Origin of the sequence: Bacillus sp. EB600, from assembly GCF_024494385.1 — a bacterium.
In the GTDB taxonomy this organism is placed as follows: Bacteria; Bacillota; Bacilli; order Bacillales; family Cytobacillaceae; genus JAEVLT01.
Map to the genome: position 1 here is coordinate 75507 of NZ_JAEVLT010000013.1, position 21510 is coordinate 97016.

At 41.3% G+C, this 21510-nt stretch carries 15 protein-coding genes, 1 tRNA gene, 1 pseudogene and 1 riboswitch; of the genes and pseudogenes, 1 reads left to right on the forward strand and 16 read right to left on the reverse strand.

The genetic code is table 11. From position 1 onward, the window contains the following. Nucleotides 1–55: 55 nt before the first annotated feature. From JN080_RS14875 to JN080_RS14885, 3 genes and pseudogenes are all read right to left on the reverse strand, one after another. Nucleotides 56–1522 carry a nicotinate phosphoribosyltransferase gene (locus JN080_RS14875; protein ID WP_256236797.1) on the reverse strand — a complete coding sequence of 489 codons (1467 nt, stop codon included), beginning with the start codon at nucleotides 1520–1522 and terminating at the stop codon, nucleotides 56–58. A gap of 73 nt (nucleotides 1523–1595) precedes the next feature. Continuing rightward, nucleotides 1596–1697 (reverse strand): annotated as a pseudogene (locus JN080_RS14880) (cysteine hydrolase family protein); the annotation flags it as partial. A gap of 276 nt (nucleotides 1698–1973) precedes the next feature. Beyond that, entirely contained in the window at nucleotides 1974–2918 is a 945-nt protein-coding gene (locus JN080_RS14885; protein ID WP_256236798.1) for a diacylglycerol kinase, read from the reverse strand. A gap of 534 nt (nucleotides 2919–3452) precedes the next feature. Here JN080_RS14885 and putP point away from each other — a divergent pair. After that, nucleotides 3453–4931, forward strand: coding sequence for a sodium/proline symporter PutP (putP, locus tag JN080_RS14890; protein ID WP_256236799.1), 1479 nt, complete (start codon nucleotides 3453–3455; stop codon nucleotides 4929–4931). A gap of 37 nt (nucleotides 4932–4968) precedes the next feature. Here putP and JN080_RS14895 read toward each other — a convergent pair. From JN080_RS14895 to pcrA, 13 genes are all read right to left on the reverse strand, one after another. Continuing rightward, a tRNA-Pro gene (locus JN080_RS14895) sits at nucleotides 4969–5042 on the reverse strand. Nucleotides 5043–5426: 384 nt separating this feature from the next. Continuing rightward, the gene (gatB, locus tag JN080_RS14900) at nucleotides 5427–6854 is read right to left on the reverse strand and encodes an Asp-tRNA(Asn)/Glu-tRNA(Gln) amidotransferase subunit GatB (protein ID WP_256236800.1); all 1428 of its coding nucleotides are present in this window, start codon (nucleotides 6852–6854) and stop codon (nucleotides 5427–5429) included. A gap of 12 nt (nucleotides 6855–6866) precedes the next feature. After that, nucleotides 6867–8324 carry an Asp-tRNA(Asn)/Glu-tRNA(Gln) amidotransferase subunit GatA gene (gene gatA / locus JN080_RS14905; RefSeq protein WP_256236801.1) on the reverse strand — a complete coding sequence of 486 codons (1458 nt, stop codon included), beginning with the start codon at nucleotides 8322–8324 and terminating at the stop codon, nucleotides 6867–6869. 13 nt (nucleotides 8325–8337) lie between these two features. Beyond that, nucleotides 8338–8631, reverse strand: coding sequence for an Asp-tRNA(Asn)/Glu-tRNA(Gln) amidotransferase subunit GatC (gatC, locus tag JN080_RS14910; protein WP_256236802.1), 294 nt, complete (start codon nucleotides 8629–8631; stop codon nucleotides 8338–8340). A gap of 302 nt (nucleotides 8632–8933) precedes the next feature. Further along, entirely contained in the window at nucleotides 8934–9452 is a 519-nt protein-coding gene (thiW, locus tag JN080_RS14915) for an energy coupling factor transporter S component ThiW (RefSeq protein WP_256236803.1), read from the reverse strand. 85 nt (nucleotides 9453–9537) lie between these two features. Continuing rightward, nucleotides 9538–9647, reverse strand: a riboswitch (TPP riboswitch). A 161-nt stretch (nucleotides 9648–9808) separates the two neighbouring features. Continuing rightward, on the reverse strand, nucleotides 9809–10255 hold the full coding sequence (locus JN080_RS14920; protein WP_309144682.1) for a YueI family protein: 447 nt from the start codon (nucleotides 10253–10255) through the stop codon (nucleotides 9809–9811). Nucleotides 10256–11370: 1115 nt separating this feature from the next. Next, on the reverse strand, nucleotides 11371–11526 hold the full coding sequence (locus JN080_RS14925) for a hypothetical protein (RefSeq protein WP_256236805.1): 156 nt from the start codon (nucleotides 11524–11526) through the stop codon (nucleotides 11371–11373). 390 nt (nucleotides 11527–11916) lie between these two features. After that, the gene (gene aceA, locus JN080_RS14930) at nucleotides 11917–13197 is read right to left on the reverse strand and encodes an isocitrate lyase (protein WP_256236806.1); all 1281 of its coding nucleotides are present in this window, start codon (nucleotides 13195–13197) and stop codon (nucleotides 11917–11919) included. Nucleotides 13198–13568: 371 nt separating this feature from the next. Further along, nucleotides 13569–14192: a precorrin-2 dehydrogenase/sirohydrochlorin ferrochelatase family protein gene (locus tag JN080_RS14935; RefSeq protein WP_256236807.1), complete on the reverse strand. Its 624-nt coding sequence runs from the start codon at nucleotides 14190–14192 to the stop codon at nucleotides 13569–13571. A 4-nt stretch (nucleotides 14193–14196) separates the two neighbouring features. After that, entirely contained in the window at nucleotides 14197–15660 is a 1464-nt protein-coding gene (cobA, locus tag JN080_RS14940) for a uroporphyrinogen-III C-methyltransferase (RefSeq protein WP_256236808.1), read from the reverse strand. 236 nt (nucleotides 15661–15896) lie between these two features. After that, the gene (locus tag JN080_RS14945) at nucleotides 15897–17048 is read right to left on the reverse strand and encodes a CamS family sex pheromone protein (RefSeq protein ID WP_256236809.1); all 1152 of its coding nucleotides are present in this window, start codon (nucleotides 17046–17048) and stop codon (nucleotides 15897–15899) included. A gap of 12 nt (nucleotides 17049–17060) precedes the next feature. Next, nucleotides 17061–19067 (reverse strand): NAD-dependent DNA ligase LigA, encoded by a 2007-nt coding sequence (ligA, locus tag JN080_RS14950; RefSeq protein ID WP_256236810.1) that lies wholly within the window; start codon nucleotides 19065–19067, stop codon nucleotides 17061–17063. 157 nt (nucleotides 19068–19224) lie between these two features. Continuing rightward, nucleotides 19225–21468, reverse strand: coding sequence for a DNA helicase PcrA (gene pcrA, locus JN080_RS14955; RefSeq protein ID WP_256236811.1), 2244 nt, complete (start codon nucleotides 21466–21468; stop codon nucleotides 19225–19227). Nucleotides 21469–21510: the final 42 nt, after the last annotated feature.

Here is a 21510-nt window from a genome sequence, read left to right on the forward strand (position 1 = left end):
GGTAACGCCTCTGTCTTTTTTATATGAAAAGACGCCCAAAATTGGGCGTCCATCCTTAGCTTTGTTGCATTGCTTTCACTTTATCTTTGACCTCTTCGATATTTCTCAACTTGTTATCCCAGCAAGTTTTGCTAAGATCAACTGGGTATTCCGCAGGATTCATGATCCGCTTGTACTCATCCCAAAGGAAGGCAAGATTCTGCTTCAAGTACTCTCGGGATTCTGCAATGCAAGGTACTTCATAAACCAGCTCACCATTCACAAAAATATCTTTTTGAAGTTCACGAGCCGTAAAATTTGTGATTACTTTATTAATATAGGTATGCGTTGGATGGAACATTCTGATCTCTTTTTCAGGCAGTTCCTCCCCCTCCATCGCAATATAATCCCCTTCAGCATGGTGATTTGTGTTATTAATAATCCGATATACCTTTTTAAGTCCTGGTGTTGTTACCTTCTCCGGATTGGAAGATATTTTAATCGTATCCACCATATTGCCATTTTCATCTTCGATCGCCACAATTTTATAAACAGCACCTAATGCAGGCTGATCGAATGCTGTAATCAGCTTTGTACCAATTCCCCAGCTATCAATCTGCGCTCCTTGGGCCTTCAAGTTAATAATCGTATACTCATCTAGATCGCTTGATGCAGTAATTTTTGCACCCTTAAATCCCGCTTCATCAAGCATTTTACGGGCTTCTTTTGTTAAATAAGCTAGGTCACCGCTATCGATGCGGATCCCAATAAAATTAATCTTGTCGCCAAGCTCTTTTGCTACTTTGATGGCATTGGGTACACCAAGGCGGAGCGTATCGTATGTATCCACTAAAAACACGCAGTCCTTATGCGTCGCAGCATATTTATGGAAGGCGGTGTATTCATCTTTATAAGCTTGTACCATCGAGTGTGCATGGGTCCCGGAAACAGGGATTCCAAATAGTTTTCCTGCCCGAACATTGCTTGTTGCTTCAAAACCGGCTAGATAGGTTGCTCTTGTTCCCCAGATAGCAGCATCCAATTCCTGGGCACGTCTTGTCCCAAATTCCATTGCTACTTCATTGCCTACTACCTGCTTGATCCGTGATGCTTTGGTGGCAATTAAGGTTTGGTAATTAACGATGTTTAGCAAGGCTGTTTCAATCAATTGTGCTTCAGCAAGCGGAGCATCAATTCTTAACAGCGGCTCATTGTTAAAAACCAATTCTCCTTCTTTCATTGAACGAATCGTTCCAGTAAAGCGCATATCTTTGAGAAAAGCTAAAAAATCATCTTTATAGCCTACTTCATTTTTTAAATACTCGAGGTCATCCTCAGAGAAACGAAAACCTTGAATAAATTGAATCACTTTCTCCAAACCTGCGAACACAGCGTAACCGTTTCCAAACGGGAGCTTTCGGAAAAACAATTCAAAGACCGCACGTTTATTATGTATTCCATCTCTCCAATACGTTTCTGCCATATTAATTTGATAGAGATCTGTATGAAGAGCTAAACTATCATCTCGATAAATGTGTTTCATAATAACCTCCGACATCCGTTGAGTAATTTTCCACTACTATAAACAACACAACAATTTTAAGTTTAATTAACCATTATATCCAATGGCTGTGAAAGTGTTCAAGCACCCATTCATGGCCTTTTTGGTTAAAGGAAGCAACCGCATCTTTATAAACAACAATTTTAAATCCTTTATGTTTACTCAACGATTTTCGTTTCGATCGCCCCTCCAGTTTCTCCACGGGTCAGCACCCCTTCAACCGCGACAAAATCATATGTATCATCAATAGTGATTAACGGTTACCCGTTATTCCCCCTTCACCCCTTTCGATTTGTATCAGAAATCCATGTCTTCTGTCATTATAGCACTATTTGCAAAATTGCAGAAATACAATTAAAAGCGGAAGTGCCCGTTCGGCGACTGTGCCGCGTAGACGAAGAAAAAGTTCGTCCCTGTTAGAACGAACTTTGTTTTAGCTATATCTCATTCCAGACTCCCAATCGGTTGGTTTATCCAGTGGTCGAATATCATCAATCGGAACAAACACCTCTAAATGGCGATAGAGGTTTTCAAACACTGCAGGTAACAATCCACCTAGTTCACCATCCAAATTCAATTGAACCTTTTCTTCATTTGAATCCACTTTGATATGATTTGCCTGAGTATAAATTACATTTGCATCATTTACATGTTCACCGCGTAAGGCTAACGTTGCAATGCGAATTAAATCAGCAAGATTTGTTTTTTTCAAAATCAACAATGAAAACAAACCATCATTAATCGACGAGTCGGGTGCCAATTTTTCAAATCCACCTATTGAATTGGTCAACCCAACAAGGAAAAGCATAACCTCTCCTTCAAAAAGCTTTCCATCATACTCAATCCTTAAATCAGTGGCTTTGATGGAAGGCAGCATTTCCATTCCTTTTAAATAATAGGCTAGCTGGCCAAGCATGGTCTTTAATTTGCTCGGCACCTCATATGTAAGCTCAGTGATCCTGCCCCCGCCCGCAATGTTGATAAAATACTTTTCATTAAATCGGCCAATATCAACAGGAATCGTATCCCCTTTTGTAATAATATCGACTGCCGCACCGACATCACGCGGAATCTGCAAGGCACGGGCAAAGTCATTTGTTGTTCCACCAGGTATAATTCCCAACTTTGGCCGGTATTTCTGTTCTGCTAGACCGTTGACCACCTCATGGATTGTTCCGTCTCCACCAGCAGCAATCACAACATCATACTCACGCTCAACAGCAATCCGAGCAGCAGTTGTAGCATCGCCCAAACCTGTAGTTGCATGACAGGAAGCCTCGTAGCCGGCAACTTCCAATTTTTGAAGAATATCCGGAAGATTACGCTTAAGAATTTCCCGTCCTGATGTAGGATTATATATAAGTCTGGCTCTTTTCATTTTCATCATCCTATTACTGAATTCACTCATTTAGCATATGGAGTCACCAATCATTTCTATATTCCACCAAATATTTATTCTTAAAATCCTTTAAAGATGGACAAAACTCTTCCTAGGAGACATCCGACTACTATCATAACTCATTTTTCTTTTTTTGCAAAAAAAACAAAGGTGGATTTTTTTAAAAATCTGAGGCTGAGTGGTAATTGGGCTGACGGTTAAAGTAGTATATATGGCGGTTCCGGCACGCCCCTTTTTCCACGTCCACGGGGACGATTACCTCCCTTTCGTTACCGCGCAAATATAATATTGGTAAATTATTTTTCTATATTATAAAAGTAATCATATTGACTAAAGGTTAAAAATTATATTATAAATAAAGCTGATAGAATTTTTTATAAATATACAATATTATTGCAAATAGTATTGTATAATAAAAATTTAACTGACTAAGCCCTGAAGGAAATACAGGCCCAGTCACGATTGTTTATGCACTAATAAAAGCTTATTTCATTATTTATAGGAGGGAAATGAATGTCAAAGGAAAATCTACAGCTTGTTTCCATTGGGATTTATCTAGCCGGAATGCTGTTAATCGGTTGGTATTCCTATCGAAGGACAAGCAACCTTACCGATTACATGCTAGGAGGGCGATCGTTGGGACCAGCTGTAACCGCATTAAGTGCAGGAGCAGCTGATATGAGCGGCTGGCTGTTAATGGGATTACCAGGGGGAGTCTATGTCACCGGATTGGCAGATGCATGGATTGCCATCGGCTTAACAATTGGAGCGTATCTTAATTGGTTATTGGTAGCCCCCCGTTTACGCTCTTACACACAGGTAGCCAACAACTCCATTACGATTCCAAGCTACTTAGAAAACCGTTTTAAGGATCATACAAAAATGCTCCGGATAGTTTCCGGTATTGTCATTCTGGTGTTCTTTACCTTCTATGTTTCGTCCGGAATGGTTTCAGGCGCTGTATTCTTTCAAAACTCTTTCGATACGAGCTACCACACAGGTCTTTATATTGTCGGCGGTGTTTGCATTGCCTACACATTATTTGGCGGCTTTCTTGCTGTAAGCTACACAGATTTTATTCAAGGTCTGATGATGCTGATCGCACTCTTGCTCGTCCCAGCTATTGGAATTTTCCATACCGGCGGACCGGCACAAACGGTTGAAACGATCCGAGCAATTGACCCTACGTTACTAAACTTATTTAAAGGCACTTCTTTTTTAGGAATTGTCTCTGCAATGGCCTGGGGTCTTGGCTATTTTGGCCAGCCACATATAATTGTCAGGTTTATGGCCATTACGACAATAAAAGAAATAAAAAGTGCCCGCAGAATCGGCATGTTCTGGATGATTTTTTCGTTAATTGGAACAATTCTTACTGCATTGATTGGTTTGGCTTTTTTCCATCAACATTCACATTACTCACTGAAAAATCCTGAAGCTGTTTTTATTGAACTTGGGCAAATTTTATTCCACCCGTTATTTGCCGGATTTGTACTTGCGGCAATTCTTGCAGCAATTATGAGCACAATTTCTTCTCAGTTAATTGTTACATCCAGTGCTTTGGTCGAAGACTTGTACAAAATTGTTGTACGGAAAGATGCAAAAGACAAAGAACTGGTATTTCTAGGAAGAATGGCTGTTTTAATCGTTTCGGTGGCTGCAGCAATTCTTGCTTTCAGACAAAACAACACAATTTTAAACCTTGTTGCCTATGCATGGGCTGGTTTCGGAGCCTCCTTCGGACCGATTATTCTCTTAAGCTTATTTTGGAAGAAGATGACCAATTGGGGGGCCCTGTTTGGTATGATTGTCGGTGCTGTTACCGTCATCATCTGGAAAAATCTTGGACTTGGCGATACCCTCTATGAAATTGTCCCTGGCTTCGTTTTCAACCTAGTAGTTTCCGTTGTTGTCAGCTTCATGACCTATCGGAAAAACCAAGCAATTGAAGAGGATTTTCAGGAGAGTGTCAGGTTAGTAAAAAAAGGTTGAACGGAAGGTCTCTTCAAAGTGAAGGGACCTTTTTTTATCGGGATGACAGGAATTGAACCTGCGACCACTAGCACCCCATGCTAGTGCTCTACCAAGCTGAGCTACATCCCGCTTTTCTAAAATCTATATTCTTCTTTTCAACTATTCATTCCTCCATGCCTTTTACTTTTTCTCTCCATTTGACATAATTCTTCTTGATCAAACGTTTGATTAAAAAGACGAATATCATAGGAAATGATGGCACTTTTTATAAAAAGAAATAAAAACAATGTCACCAAATTCATTCACGTACCATCGGAAAGTAGGATATATATCGAAATACTGACATTCCTCTACACAGTTCGCTTTTTCTCCTCTTAATCAAACGTTTGATTAAAGGATTCAAAATCATTAGCAACGAAAGAAAGTTCCCCAGGAAATAAAAAAAGAAAGTCGAAACATGTTTCGACTTTCAAAAAAATAAGGCTGACAGAGCTTCCTCTGTCAGCCTTATTTTTATCTCTTATCTATTTCTTCTTGTAATAATTTATTAACGACTTGCGGGTTGGCTTGTCCTTTTGTCGCCTTCATGATTTGCCCGACAAAGAAACCGGCAGCTTTCTTTTTCCCATTTTTGTAATCTTCAATGATTTGCGGGTTGGCATCAAGAACCTCAGTAACAATTTTTAACAATGCACCCTCATCGGAGATTTGCACAAGTCCTTTTTCTTTCACGATTTGCTCCGCGTCTCCGCCATTTTCAATCAGCTCTTTAAAGACGGTTTTCGCAATCTTCGAGGAGATTGTCCCGTTTTCGATCAGCTTAATCATTCCAGCAAGTCCAACAGGCGTTAACGGAACATCAGCCAATTCTTTTTGTTCAGCGTTTAAGTAAGCTGATACATCTCCCATTAACCAGTTTGATGCCAATTTTGGATCTGCGCCTGCTTTAATTGTTGTTTCAAAGAAATCGGCCATTTCCTTAGTAACTGTCAAAACCTCAGCATCATAAACAGGAAGACCAAGTTCTGCTACATAACGTTTCTGACGAGCATCTGGAAGCTCAGGAATTTCTGAACGAATCCGGGCTTTCCATTCCTCATCAATGTATAAATCAGGAAGGTCTGGTTCTGGGAAGTAGCGATAATCATCTGAGCCTTCTTTTACACGCATAAGGATCGTTGTATTTGACGATTCGTCAAAGCGGCGTGTTTCCTGATCGATCGTTCCGCCTGCGTTGACAACCTCTCTTTGCCGCCACTCTTCATATTCCAATCCCTTTCGGACAAAATTAAAGGAGTTCAAGTTCTTTAACTCTGTTTTCGTTCCAAATTCCTCTTGTCCAACAGGGCGGATCGAAATGTTAGCATCACAGCGAAGTGAGCCTTCCTCCATTTTGCAATCGGAAACGCCAGTATACTGGACAATTGATTTTAATTTTTCAAGATAAGCGTATGCTTCATCTGGTGTGCGGATATCAGGTTCAGATACAATCTCGATCAGTGGTGTTCCTTGACGGTTTAAATCAACTAGCGAGTAACCTCGGCCATGGTTCAGCTTGCCAGCATCCTCTTCAAGATGAATTCTTGTAATGCCAATCCTTTTCTTATAGCCGTTTACTTCAATATCAATCCAGCCATGTTCGCCAATCGGCTTATCAAACTGGGAAATTTGATAGGCCTTTGGATTATCCGGATAAAAGTAGTTTTTTCGGTCAAATTTTGTATGGGTTGCTATTTCACAATTCAAAGCCATTGCAGCCTTCATTCCATAGTCAACTACCTTTTTATTTAATACCGGCAGTACGCCCGGATAGCCTAAATCCACGACATGTGTATTCGTATTCGGCTCAGCTCCAAAGTGGTTTGGACTGGACGAAAATATTTTTGATTCTGTCTTTAATTCTACATGGACCTCAAGTCCGATAACTGTTTCAAATTCCATTTCTTTCACCCCCTACAGTTCTGGCTTTTGCTTATGATAATCAGTTGCCTGTTCAAATGCATGTGCTGTCCGATAGACTGTTGCTTCGTCAAAGTGCTTGCCGATAATTTGTAAGCCTAATGGAAGACCAGCTTCGAATCCACACGGAACGGAGATACCAGGGACACCAGCAAGATTAACCGGAATGGTTAGGATATCATTTATATACATCGTTAACGGGTCGTCAATATTTTCCCCGATTTTAAAAGCAGGGGTTGGTGTTGTCGGCCCAACAATCACATCATACTTTTCGAAAACATCTTCAAAGTCTTTTTTAATCAGGGTACGCGCCTTTTGTGCTTTTTTATAATAAGCATCATAATAGCCTGAACTAAGCGCAAACGTTCCCAGCATAATCCGCCGCTTTACTTCATCACCAAAGCCTTCTGCCCTAGTTTGTTTATATAAATCAAGTAAGCTTTCGGCATTTGGTGTTCTGTAACCATAGCGAACTCCGTCAAAGCGGGAAAGGTTCGCTGAAGCTTCCGAAGAAGAAAGCAGATAATAGGTTGCAAGGGCATACTTAGAATGCGGTAGTGATACTTCCTCCCATACAGCCCCTTGCTTCTCAAGTACCTTTAAAGCTTCCAACACTGATTGGCGTACCGATTCACTGACACCTTCACCAAGGTATTCCTTCGGTACAGCAATTTTCAGCCCTTTTATATCGCCTGTCAGAGATTCTACAAAATTAGGGACATCAACATTCGCGGACGTGGAATCCATTGGATCTAGACCAGAAATGGCTTGTAAAAGATAGGCATTGTCCTCAACTGTTCTGGTAACTGGTCCAATTTGATCAAGCGACGAAGCAAACGCTACAAGTCCGTAGCGAGAAACTCGGCCGTAGGTTGGTTTCATGCCAACAACTCCACAAAAGGCTGCCGGTTGGCGAATCGAACCGCCTGTATCGGAACCGAGCGCAAATAACACTTCACCAGCTGCAACCGCTGCTGCGGAGCCGCCTGATGAACCACCTGGTACCGTTTCGAGATTCCATGGATTTTTCGTTTTCTGGAATGCCGAGTTTTCATTGGAGGAGCCCATTGCAAACTCGTCCATATTTAACTTTCCAATTGTGATTGTCTCAGCTTTTTGTAACTTCTGAACAACCGTTGCATCGTAAATCGGGTCAAAGTTTTCCAGTATTTTGCTTGCGCAGGTTGTCCGCAAGCCCTTAGTAACGATGTTATCCTTTACGCCAATCGGCATTCCAAACAACAAGCCCTTAGTTTCATCTGTTGATAGTCTTTCATCAAACTTCTTCGCAGTTACTTTTGCCTGCTCTTCATCTAATGTTAAAAAAGCTTGAACTTTATCGTCTACTTGGCCAATTCGCTTATAAGACTCAGCTACAAGGTCAGCTACACTAAGTTCCTTTTTATGTAAAAGTTGATGAAGCTCAGCAACTTTATGATCAAATAAACTCACCTGTTTTTCCTCCTTAATCCCCCAAAATAGATGGTACTTTAAATTGGCCATCCTGCTCTTCAGGAGCATTTTTCAGTACCTCTTCTCGCGGTAAGCCTTTTTGCGGCACGTCTTCACGCAAGACATTCTTTATGTCCAATACATGTGAGGTTGGTTCTACATTTTCAGTATCCAATTCATTAAGCTGCTCTGCAAAACCAATGATAGCATCTAGCTGTTTCGTAAACTTTTCTGCCTCTTCTTCAGTTATGGCTAATCGTGCTAAATTAGCGACATGTTTAACTTGGTCTATCGAGATCCGCGACATTTTTCTTTTACCTCCAATCGATTCGATCCTCATTATTTGATCATACCAAATAGTTTAGGGCTACCGCAACGATCGATAGTGAACAATAGCTATTAGAAAGCGTTTACAATCCGTTTTTTTCTATAAAATTCAAATCAGGTGATATCCTTTTACCCGAAAATGGGCAATAATCAGTGATCCATGAATAACTTATAGGCACCGAGATCCTATCATTACCAACAGTAAGCGAAAAAAACACTTGGACGATTAGCCAAGTGTTTTTTAACAAAGTTCCAGTAAATCCCCAAATCGAATACTTCTCGTTAATGCTTTTCCACACTGCCTGGTTGTTTTAACATTTGAGCAACAGCTTTATTTTTCATGAAAATCACTAAAACGATAAGTCCAATGAGAGCACCACCAAAGGCACTAAAAATAAACGCTGGGATGAAACCAAATAAAGTTGCTTCTTTTCCAAGTAATAGCGTGGAAATGGGAAAGCAGGCGATTGCTCCAATTATTCCCGTCCCAACTACTTCTCCAAAGAAGGCCATAAAAAGTTTGTTTGTCTTTTTGTATAATAATGCTGCTAATAGGGCCCCAATGATACTGCCAGGAAAAGCAAAGATTGACCCGGTCCCAAGCATATTTCTTAAAACCGAGATGCAAAATGCTTCTGCTACAGCATAATATGGTCCAAGCATAACTGCGGTCAAAACGTTAATAAAGCTTTGCATGGGAAACAGTTTCGTAATCCCGAGTGGAATAAATAAGAGATTGCTTGTCAAGGTACCAATCGCAATCAACATGGCTGTTAATGTAAGTTTTTGTGTTTTTTTCATCAGAAATTCCCCTTTAATTTTTGAAAGCACTTGGGGAACAGAAAAATAAGAAAAGGATTCCCGGTAATAGGAATCCGCATGTACGTAAAATGTGCATACACTTCCCTCCGCTGGCATGATCCAGATCAGGTAAAAGGGTCAAAGACATGGGTCTTTTTCTCAGCCTTCATTTTTACGGCTCCCCTAGTGCTATCATGATTTTTCTTAATTATATATCATCTTGAAGCAATTATGTGAGAATTAATTTCAAAACAAAGGAGCGAGAAGATCTTCACCGTAGGATAAGACTTTGATTATTGTTTAGCTAGCACATCTCTTAGCGACAAGTGTCCTTCTCTAATTGGCCGCATTTCTAATTACCATTTAAATAACTTTGAGAAAAAAGACTTCTTTTTTACAGCTTCGTTTTGGGTTGACATTGCATCAATTTTCTCAACATAGATTTCTTCTTTGTCTATGGCATGGTCCATTGCCAATACGAGACCAATTTCCGTATTATGCTCTTTATTGGTTACAATCGTATGTTCAATATGGTATTTGTTTGCAAGCTTTACATATTTCGAAAGCTGCTCATAATCAATATTCCCGTTTAAAAACAGATGGGCTGTTGGATGCTCCTTTATGTTTTGCTCAATCTGGGGGTAAACCTTTTGTTCTGTTACTTGGCCATTCTTTAAGACAACGACGATTCTTTCTCTTAAGGTGCCTAAAAATTGACGCCTTTCCTCGGGTTTGATTTCCTTTGGACCATACATCCCCTCTTTTAGGGCATCATCAACAGATGGTTTATTCAAACCAATCATCTCCAATCTCATAAAAAATGCCAATGCAACTTTGTTCTGATTCAGTTATTCCTTTAAAGGTATGATTCCTGAATATGAAATGTTCCTTAAAAGAAACCAATAGTGCCAGCATGTTATTTTTACTGTAATTTATTTTCGTAAAAGCACAAACCTTTTTAAAAATAAAGTGATTTTAATTAATATTTTTGATCACTGCAACATATTCCAGTTCAGTTGGCAGCCAAAAATATGCAACCTTATTACGGTAACCAATTGTACCCATTCTTTACGCTACCTTGTGCCCGAATTTCTTGCGTCTCGGTCACCTATCGGCCCTTTACGTTACCTTGTGCCCGAATTTCTTGCGTTCTCGGTCACCTATAGGCTCTTTACGTTACCTTGTGCCCGAATTTCTAGCGTTCACGGTCACCTATAGGCTCTTTACGTTACCTTGTGCCCGAATTTCTTGCGTTCACGGTCACCTATCGGCCCTTTACGCTACCTTGTGCCCGAATTTCTTGCGTCTCGGTCACCTATAGGCTCTTTACGTTACCTTGTGAAGGGTTTTTTTGTGTTCTCGGTCATCTATAGGCCCTTTACGTTACCTTGTGCCCAAGTTTCTTGCGTTCTCGGTCATCTATTAGCTCTTTACGTTACCTTGTGCCCGAATTTCTTGCGTTCACGGTCACCTATTAGCTCTTTACGTTACCTTGTGCCCGAATTTCTAGTGTTCACGGTCACCTATCGGCCCTTTACGTTACCTTGTGCCCAAGTTTCTTGCGTTCTCGGTCACCTATAGGCTCTTTACGTTACCTTGTGCCCGAATTTCTTGCGTTCTCAGTCACCTATAGGCTCTTTACGTTACCTTGTGCCCGAATTTCTTGCGTTCACGGTCACCTATCGGGCGCCTTAATTGATGACACAAGATACAAGATTAAGACAATTACAGTAAACCATTTCTCTTGATCCACTTGAATGAAAATTTTCAACTGAAAAGTAAACTCACTTTATCCCTTTAATAGGATTGAACTATTATTGAATCAAAATCAACATCGTTGTTTAACACAACCCAAAAATAAAATAAGCGGCTTTTTATTCGTGAATGAATAAAGCCGCTTATCCCTTTTCATTTAAATTCACTTTACACTGTTCCCCCATTTATGAACTAATTTATACCGTTTCTTACTATTGGCTTGACTCGGATGATCATTCAATTTGGTAAATAAATAAGTAAGATAGGAATTTAAATCAAAACGATCCTTTTGAATAAATCCGGACATTTCTAACCTCATAATTGCTACCTCCTTTACGTAAACCTCGTTATCTACTTTCTTTCCAAATTATCAATCTTTTATACCTACAAATTAGAATAATACTTTTTTTGGGAAAAGCTTAGTATTTTGAAAAAATATTGCTTGCCTGCCTTCGCCAACATACAGCCCAGCCAAACTTGCTCGTAACCTATCTTTAGATTACCAGTGTTTTGTTATCAAAATAATTCAATTATGTTACACAAATATTAAAAGAGTTTTTGATACCAAAAACACTAGGGCACTAGCACCACAGTCTGTCTTCGTTGAGATTCCTAAACTTGAACCTCCCACGACTGATGTCACGGGAGTGCGGGCGGTAAACCATCAAAAAATCCTTCCCCCAATTAGAGAGAAGGACCGAATTTCTATTTACTTTGAGGTGAACTGAGCTTCCTCTGTTGATCCTTTTAATGCTGTTGTAGAAGAATTCCCTCCCGTGATCACCATTGAAACTTGGTCGAAGTAGCCTGTGCCAACTTCGCGTTGGTGTCTTGTTGCCGTATATCCATATTTTTCGCTGGCAAACTCAGCCTGCTGCAATTCGGAGTATGCTGCCATGCCCCGCTCTTTGTAGCCGCGGGCAAGCTCAAACATACTATGGTTTAGGGCATGGAAACCAGCGAGCGTTACAAATTGGAATTTGTACCCCATCTTTCCAAGCTCCTCTTGGAAGTTAGCAATCGTTTCTTTATCCAGCTTCGCTTCCCAGTTGAATGATGGCGAGCAGTTGTACGCTAATAGTTTTCCAGGGAATTTTTCATGAATCGCTTCAGCAAACTGTCTGGCTTCTTCAATGTTCGGCTCGGAAGTTTCACACCAGATTAGGTCTGCATATGGTGCATAGGCCAGGCCGCGATTGATGGCTTGATCAATACCAGCCTTTGTTCTGAAGAATCCTTCTGGTGTACGTTCACCAGTAATGAATGCGGCATCGTATGGATCAACATCGCTTGTAATTAAATCGGCTGCATTCGCATCCGTTCTGGCAACTAGTACAGTCGGAACCCCCATTACGTCTGCAGCAAGGCGAGCTGCAATTAAATTCCGAGTAGCAGTTTGCGTAGGAAGCAGAACTTTCCCACCTAAATGGCCACATTTTTTTTCTGATGATAGCTGGTCTTCAAAGTGAACACCTGAGGCACCTGCTTCAATCATGCTTTTCATTAATTCAAAGCAGTTAAGCTGTCCCCCGAAACCTGCTTCGGCATCGGCTACAATTGGAGCAAACCAATCGATGGAGTGATCTCCCTCACCATGAGTGATTTGGTCGGCACGTTGTAATGCTTGGTTAATTCTTTGCACAACACTTGGTACGCTGTTTGCTGGATACAAGCTTTGATCAGGATACATTTGTCCGGCAAGGTTTGCATCCGCTGCAACCTGCCAACCACTTAAATAGATGGCTTTAAGTCCGGCCTTTACTTGTTGTACGGCTTGGTTCCCGGTTAAAGCACCTAGGGCACTAATATAGTCTTCCTCGTTTAATTGTTTCCAAAGCTTTTCAGAACCCCTACGTGCGAGCGTGTATTCAATATCAATCGAACCACGCAGTTTGATAACATCATCTGCTGTATATGGTCTTGCGATCCCTTTCCAACGCCGGTCTAATTCCCACGATTCTTGCAATTTTTTTGCCCTTTGATCTGACATTATTAATTCCTCCTTCAAAATAAAAGTCTATTATTATTGCTTTCTAGCTCATCTAAACCTTAGCAAAAAGAAAAACCTAATAAAAAAATAAAGTGGCTGCCTACCCCAAACCTTTCGGGAGAATGCATACTAGTTGTTTTAAATATAATTGGCGTAGAACCTTTAAAGTTTCGCATCAATTGAATTCGACCACCCCTTTGTTATAATACAGGTATTGTTCTATGTTTCGTATTATATAACACTATTTTTGAAAATGGAACTACTTTTCTGAATTTTTTAATAAAAATTTCACTTTTAGGAAAAAATAACTATTTTTTCTAAATAAAAAAAGCAGGCCTTCACTCGAAGGTACCTGCTTGAAAAGTATTGATTCAATTTTGGGTCAAGTTTTTATATAAGGCGAGTAAGTCAGTTTGTCTGCTTTTACTAGTAAAGAATGCCGGGCTCGCTATTGCCTTTAGCAGCTTTCTTTTTAAAGAAGGATCAGCTACTTCCTGTACGATTTGCTGCCGTGCCTGAAAAAGGAATTCAAGATAGTCATCGTATCGGTCATCGAATTCCTGTTCAAGCTGAGCTTTTATGTTCCGCGCTAAGGTTGGGCTCGCCCCGCCGGTCGACACTGCGATTGTCAGCCTGCCACGCTGAACCTTAGCGGGAACCTGAAAATTGGACCCTTCAGGATCGTCTGCAATCGTAACAAGCTGGTGGGCTTCCGCTGCGATTTTAATGGCTTGATTTAGGTCACGGTCATTCGTTGCGGCAAAAATCATAAAGGCTCCTTTAATGTCTTCAATCGCAAATGTCTTTGCTAACCAATTAACTTCTCCCGCTGCTGCCAACTTGTTGATTTTTGTGCTTACCTCTGGGGAAACGACGGTAATATCAGCTTTTGTTCCAATTAAACCCTTGATTTTTCTTTCCGCTACTTTTCCACCGCCGACCACGATAATTTTTTTTCCGGCAAGCCTAAGTGTTATGGGATAATATGGATCCATGGTATCACCTCAGACCTGGCTCATTTATGGTTAAATACTCGATCAATGCTGCCCTTGTCGCTTTAGCTGGCATTCCTCCAGGTGTAAAGCCGGCCCTCTCCACTTCGGTCCATGTTTGCTGCCCCATACAAATAATTGGCACATCTTTTAAAAGTACCTCAGCATCGATACTGCATTCCGTTAATCCCGCCACAAACGGTGCAACTGCTGCTTTGCATGGAAAAATCATTGTATTAACGTCTGCCTCTTCAAGCATCCTTTTAAAGATCGGAAAGAATTGCGGGTCCAGCTCTTTTTTGCTCGTTATCATCATGTCAAACGAATCATAAGGAAACGTAGTTTTGAAAAGATGATTCTCACCAACAAGCAACAGGCTCCCTGTTTCCGGCATTTGTGCGGCAAGATGTGCTGTTAGCCCGCGGTCATTTAAGGCCTTTATCGTTTTGACAGAGCCCCCATACAAATCAGCTTTTACTTTCCGAATGTCGATCCCATTATCAATGATAGCAGCAAAAAATTCGCCGACATTTTCAGGGGAGGTAAAAAGAATCATTTCATAGTCTGGTATTTTCGATACTAGTGCTTGGTCAATGGGAAGGAATGTCTTTTTCCATTTAGGAAATTCAATCACATCGGCACCAAGATCCATTAATACTGCTGCCAGCTCACTTTTGCTTTCACCCGTTCGGGCGAGTAAAATTTGCCGCCCGTAAAGAGGCTTTTTCTCAAACCAGCTTATTTTTTCGCGTAAGGAAATAACCTTCCCGACTAGAATAATCGAGGGATTGCTGAATCTAGCTTCCTGAACCTTCATCGCAATGTCGGAAAGCGTCCCTTCCAACACTTTCTGCCGGCCGAAAGTGCCCCATTGGATTAATATCACTGGTGTTTCTGCTGGCTTCCCGTGCTTCAAAAGGTTTTCACAAATAAACGGCAAATTCCCTACACCCATGTAAAAAGCAATTGTATCGATACCGCGGGCGAGCCCTTCCCAATGAAGCAGCGGCTTGCCATCCTGTGATTTGTCATGGGCAGTAACAACGGCAAATGATTCAGCATACTTCCGATGGGTAACCGGAATTCCCGCATAAAGAGGGGCTGCAATACCAGAGGAAATACCGGGAACAATTTCAAATGGTATCTGAGCTTCGGCAAGAGCTTCGGCCTCTTCTCCCACTCTGCCAAAAACGCCAGGATCCCCGCCTTTAAGTCGAACAACCTGTTTGCCTTCGAGAGCCTTTTCCACTAAAAATTCATTAATATTTTCCTGACGGAGAAAATGACGATCAGGCAGCTTACCGCAGTAAATCAGCTCACAATTGGCCGATGCCGCCTCCAATAATTTTGGATTCGCCAAACGGTCATATAAAATCACTTCGGCTTGCTTAATTGCCTCGATACCTTTTACCGTAATCAGGCCTACATCCCCAGGTCCTGCACCTACTAAAAAAACTTTCCCCTTGGTCATATTTAGAGCCTTCCCTTCCTCTTTGAAGCTATAGAGAAGCGCAGGCGCCCTTAAGTGCTTACGCTAAACAATTAACTACATCCATTGTTTTTAATACTTATATTACTATATAAACGATTCCGTCCTCAACTTCAGTTTGACCCATTCTGATTGCTGATGCTAGATAATTGTTTAAGTTAAAGCTTTTTATCGGACAAAAAAACCAGCAGGAATCTCTGCTGGGTCACTAGTAAAAACTAGTAAATATGCACATACGGTTCACTTTGATTAGCCTTCCGATCAATTAAGGCCTCTGGACCATCAACAGAGGATACATTGACGGTAACTGCAATATATTTTGGAAAATGTTCCATTACCAATCCGGTTACATATTGGGTAAAACCAATTGCTTCTGTTTTCCCGTAAAATTGGATTGGAATATTGATTTCCAGATTCTGAAGCTGGTCATCCACATAAAACGCCTTCCCAATAACCCCGTTAAAATTAGGGAAATATTGTTCCACATCCTGCTTGAAGTTTAAGAACGCTGTTAGATCATCACGATGGGATTCTTGGGCTTCTGTTGAAGGAAATAAAAGATATTTTTCATTCACCTTTTGCCAACTTCCAATAGTAGAACTGCCGCTATCAATATTTGTATAAGCAAAGAAGTCTCCAGGAACAACAGATGCTTTGCTTTGCGTTTTAAATAGCGCAATTGTAATAGGTACATCTTTTAAATCCTTCATACTTCTCATTCGGTTTAGGACTTCATCGGCCAGTTTCTTACCCTGGGCATTGACCTCGTCATCCGGGATCTTTTTCTCGTAGGTTGGACCATATTGGACAGTTTGATAATAATAGGTCGAGTTTAATGCAAGTCCAATAACAACCCCGCCAAGCTTAACTGTGTTATTATCCCCTTTGATCAGATAGTCGTGTTCCAAAATATGCGACAGGTACATAGGGGTTGAATTGTCGCCTGCAGTATCCTCGGGATTGAGGCCAATATTATCTGCATCTGAAATCCCCCTCTGTGTTTGCTGGTCTTTGTTATATTTTCGGCTTAGCCATAGTTTAACAGTGTTCCGTTTAATTTCCTGGCCTTCACGAAATAAATATTTGCTTGGATCAAATTGCTTTTGAGCCACCCGCATTAATCCTGTTTCAAATTCATCAATGTCGTATCGAGTGTTAAGATTACTTACTACCATTCCCCGTGATTCTCCTGGCTCAAACGGCAAAATGGTCCGATAATAGTTATCTGAAATTTGGTACTTTGGAATAATTGCTTTCTCTTTCGCCTTTTTGTTTGTTTGAACAACTTCATCTTGCTTTTGGAAGTTCGGTGCCCCACACGCACTAAGCAAAAAAACAAGAGAAAGAGCGAGCAATGAGAGTTTTCTCACGTCGTAACACCTCTATTTATTAAGTTCTTCCAGAAGCTTCTCCTCATCCCATACCTCGATGCCAAGCTGCCCTGCCTTGGTTAGTTTGGAACCAGCCTCTTCTCCGGCAATGACTAAATCTGTTTTCTTGCTGACACTCCCTGCGACATTGCCGCCTAATGCTTCAATTCTTTCTTTAGCCTCATTCCGGTTGAGACGCTCAAGTTTACCTGTTAACACAACCGTTTTCCCGGCAAAAATAGAGTCACTATCTTCAATAGAAACCGGCATAGGACCGTTATATTCCATGTTCACTCCAGCTGACTTTAATTCCTTAATCAGCTCTTGTGCTTCTTCATTCTTAAAAAATGCAGCAATCGAATCAGCCATTTTTTCGCCAATCTCATTTATCATTTTCAGCTCATCTTCTGTTGCGGCTGCCAGTTTATCCATCGTTCCATAGGCTTGAGCAAGCGTCTTCGCCGCCTTGGCTCCAACATGGCGAATTCCGAGTCCAAATAACAATTTTTCAAGCGAATTGGCCTTAGAGGCCTCAATTGCATTGATCAAATTAGAGACAGATTTCTCTCCCATCCTTTCAAGGCCAAGCAGTTGTTCAGTTGTCAGTTTGTATAGATCAGCAACATCTACGATGAGTTTTTCGGAAAATAGCTGACTTATTACCTTTTCACCCAAGCCGTCAATATTCATCGCATCACGGGAAACAAAATGGATCAGTCCTTCACGAATTTGAGCCGGGCATTTAGGGTTAATACATCTTAAGGCAACTTCTTCCTCAAGGCGGACTAACTCACTTTCACACTCAGGACAATGGGTTGGCATATGGAACTCCATTTCCTTGCCTGTTCGCTGATCGGCGATCACGTTTACGACCTCAGGGATGATATCCCCCGCTTTTTTGATAACTACCTTATCGCCAATTCTGATATCCTTTTCGCGAATTAAATCCTCATTATGCAGGGAGGCACGCCCTACTGTTGTTCCAGCAACCTTTACGGGCTCCAAAACAGCTGTTGGTGTTACTACACCTGTTCTTCCAACGTTCAATTCAATATCTAAAAGCGTGGTGACCACTTCTTCAGCCGGGAATTTATAGGCAATCGCCCAGCGTGGACTTTTTGCCGTTGTACCTAATTCACCCTGCTGAGCTAGTGAATCTACCTTAATGACAATCCCATCAATTTCGTATGGCAGATGCGGGCGCCTTTCAACCCAACTGTTTACGAACTCAATAACATCATCTATCGTGCTGCACTTTCTCCGTTCATTATTTGTCTTAAAACCCAGCCGGTCAAGATAATCGAGCCCTTCACTATGGGAAACCACACCGCTTTCACCTATATCCCCAATCCCATACAAAAAGACATCTAGGTTTCGTGAAGCCGCAATCTTTGGATCAAGCTGACGAAGGGAGCCTGCCGCTGCATTTCGTGGATTGGCAAATGGCTCTTCTCCCCGTTCCTCTTTTGTTTTATTCAAAGCTTCAAAGGAACGTTTTGGCATAAAGGCCTCGCCCCGCACCTCAATCGAAACATTTTCACGAAGGCGGAGGGGAAGTGATTTGATTGTTTTTAAGTTAAAGGTAATATCTTCCCCAATCGTTCCATCACCGCGGGTAGACCCTTGGACAAATAGTCCATCGACATAACGCAATGATACTGCCAGTCCATCAATCTTCAATTCGCAGACATAGGAATAATTCTCACCAACCACTTGACCCACGCGACGGTCAAAATCCCGCAAATCCTGCTCATTGAAGGCATTTCCCAGACTAAGCAAGGGAATTTCATGAACTACTTTTTCAAACTTGTCCAAAACAAAACCGCCAACCCGTTCTGTTGGCGAGTCTGCTGACTTTAACTCAGGAAACTTTTCTTCCAACTCAAGCAATTCCCTCATCAACCGGTCGTATTCTGAATCAGGAACAGAGGGTTGATCTAACACATAATATTCATAACCATATTGATTTAACAAGCCCCGCAGCTCGGTAACTTGTTGTCGAGCAGTCTGAAGGTCCATATATCCAACCCTTCCATTCGAAAAGTGTAAGTCTGTCTAGCGAAGTACAATAGTCATTTGGCGCTGGCTGACTAAATGCGCCGCCGTCCTGGCGGCAAAGTCAGCACTAGCACGTCCTGTGCGTTATAGCTAGACAATTATAAAATGCTAAATATTTTTATACTTTTTTTATTGGCGCAAATTTGGCAAGAAGACGTTTAATACCTGTTGGACTTGGGAAGGCGATGTCAAGTTCGGTTGATTCACCGTCACCTTTAACACTGACGACAGTACCAATTCCCCATTTTCCGTGTTCAGCTTTATCGCCAACCTTCCAGCCAATTTCATCGCCGCCTGTTGTTTTCGCTGCAACTGGGCGCATAACAACCTTTCTTGCTGCAGGTGTTCCAACCGACCCCCCTGAAGTCCCGAATGATTTACCCTTTGTACCAAACGGAGATCCTGCTTTTTTGACAGGTTCAACTCCTTCTAAAAGGTCAACAGGAATTTCATTAATAAATCGGGAAGCGGGGTTCATGTTGGTCCTGCCGAACAACGTCCGCATTTGCGCATTGGTCAAGAAGAGACTCTGCTCTGCCCTGGTAATCCCAACATAGGCAAGGCGGCGTTCTTCTTCCATTTCCTCTTCTTCCATTAAGGAACGGCTATGCGGGAAAACTCCCTCCTCCATTCCAACTAGGAAGACAACAGGGAATTCTAACCCTTTAGCAGAGTGCAAGGTCATTAGAACAACAGCATCGCTTTTTTCTTCATCGTCATCCATTGAATCAATATCAGCAACAAGTGCCAAATCCGTTAAAAAAGCAACTAAACTCTTATCTTCACTTGATTCCTCAAAGTTTTTTGTGACAGATAATAATTCATCAAGGTTTTCAAGGCGGCTTTGTGCTTCAAGTGATTTTTCTGCCTTAAGCATTTCGCGATAACCTGATTTATCTAGTATGTCTTCAACAAGTTCCGTTACCGAAAGGAATTCCTGCATTCGTGTATAGTTGCTAATTAAATCACGAAATTCTGCCGCTGCTTTTGTTGTTTTTGGGCTTATGCCAGTAAGTTCGACCGATTCAAGTGCTTGATATAAGGAAAGGTCATGTAAGGCTGCAAAATTAGCAATTTTATCAAGTGAGGTTGAACCAATTCCCCGCTTCGGTACATTAATAACCCGCCGTAGACTGATATCATCATCCGGATTGGAGATTAATCGTAAGTAGGCAAGCATATCTTTGATTTCTTTTCTGTCATAGAACTTTGTTCCGCCCACGATGGTGTAATCAATCGTTGATTTTAGGAGCACTTCCTCCATCACCCGGGATTGGGCATTTGTCCGATAAAGAATAGCCATATCAGCAAGCTTGTACTTTCCATCTCTTGTTAGTTCTTTTATTTTTCCGGCAACGAATTGGGCTTCACCTTGTTCGCTATCAGCCCGGTAATAAACAATTTTGTTGCCCTCCGGGTTTTCTGTCCAAAGATTTTTCGGTTTTCGATTTGAATTATTTTCAATAACCTTATTTGCCGCTAAAAGAATTCGCTTTGTTGATCGGTAGTTTTGTTCCAAAAAGATAACCGTTGCATTTGGATAATCCTTTTCAAACGAAAGGATATTGGCGATGTCTGCTCCACGCCATCTATAAATGGATTGGTCAGAGTCTCCAACCACACAAAGGTTTTTAAAACGGCTCGCTAGAAGCTTTACAAGCAAATATTGCGCCCTGTTGGTGTCCTGATACTCATCCACATGAATGTATTGAAATTTACGTTGATAATATTCAAGAACCTCAGGAACACGTCTGAATAATTGAATGGTCATCATGATCAAGTCATCAAAGTCCAGTGCCTGGTTTTTTCGAAGACGCTTTTGGAATTCAGTGTATACATCACTTACAACCTGGTCAAAATAACCGCCTGCTTGTTTTGCGTATTCTTCTGGATCCATCAGTTCATTTTTCGCAGAGCTGATCGACCCTAAAATAGCACGCGGGTCAAACTTTTTCGGGTCAATATTTTTATCCTTTAGGATTCCTTTAATAACTGATTGCTGGTCGGTTGTATCAAGGATGGTAAAATTGCGGTTAAAGCCAATCCGGTCAATATCCCGGCGTAAAATTCGGACGCACATTGAGTGAAAGGTCGAGATCCATATTTGATCCGCCACGCCGCCCATCATCCTCGAAATCCGCTCACGCATTTCCCGTGCTGCCTTGTTCGTAAACGTAATTGCTAAGATGTTATAAGGATTAACCTGTTTTTCAACTATCAAATAACCAATTCGATGGGTTAAAACTCTTGTTTTTCCACTTCCGGCACCTGCCATAATCAATAAAGGTCCGTCGGTGGCTTTTACTGCAGTTTGCTGTTCAGGATTCAAGCCATTTAAAAGCCTGTCCGTTAAATATTGCATCTATTTTCACCTACTATACAAACATTTGTTCTTACATTTATC

Bases quoted from the DNA above. Each gene is read 5' to 3' on its own strand.
- pcrA (WP_256236811.1), bottom strand. From the start codon at position 21,468: ATGCAATATTTAACGGACAGGCTTTTAAATGGCTTGAATCCTGAACAG.
- putP (WP_256236799.1), top strand. From the start codon at position 3,453: ATGTCAAAGGAAAATCTACAGCTTGTTTCCATTGGGATTTATCTAGCC.
- JN080_RS14885 (WP_256236798.1), bottom strand. From the start codon at position 2,918: ATGAAAAGAGCCAGACTTATATATAATCCTACATCAGGACGGGAAATT.
- JN080_RS14875 (WP_256236797.1), bottom strand. From the start codon at position 1,522: ATGAAACACATTTATCGAGATGATAGTTTAGCTCTTCATACAGATCTC.
- aceA (WP_256236806.1), bottom strand. From the start codon at position 13,197: ATGTCAGATCAAAGGGCAAAAAAATTGCAAGAATCGTGGGAATTAGAC.
- gatB (WP_256236800.1), bottom strand. From the start codon at position 6,854: ATGGAATTTGAAACAGTTATCGGACTTGAGGTCCATGTAGAATTAAAG.
- cobA (WP_256236808.1), bottom strand. From the start codon at position 15,660: ATGACCAAGGGGAAAGTTTTTTTAGTAGGTGCAGGACCTGGGGATGTA.
- JN080_RS14920 (WP_309144682.1), bottom strand. From the start codon at position 10,255: ATGATTGGTTTGAATAAACCATCTGTTGATGATGCCCTAAAAGAGGGG.
- ligA (WP_256236810.1), bottom strand. From the start codon at position 19,067: ATGGACCTTCAGACTGCTCGACAACAAGTTACCGAGCTGCGGGGCTTG.
- thiW (WP_256236803.1), bottom strand. From the start codon at position 9,452: ATGAAAAAAACACAAAAACTTACATTAACAGCCATGTTGATTGCGATT.
- JN080_RS14935 (WP_256236807.1), bottom strand. From the start codon at position 14,192: ATGGATCCATATTATCCCATAACACTTAGGCTTGCCGGAAAAAAAATT.
- JN080_RS14925 (WP_256236805.1), bottom strand. From the start codon at position 11,526: ATGAGGTTAGAAATGTCCGGATTTATTCAAAAGGATCGTTTTGATTTA.
- gatC (WP_256236802.1), bottom strand. From the start codon at position 8,631: ATGTCGCGGATCTCGATAGACCAAGTTAAACATGTCGCTAATTTAGCA.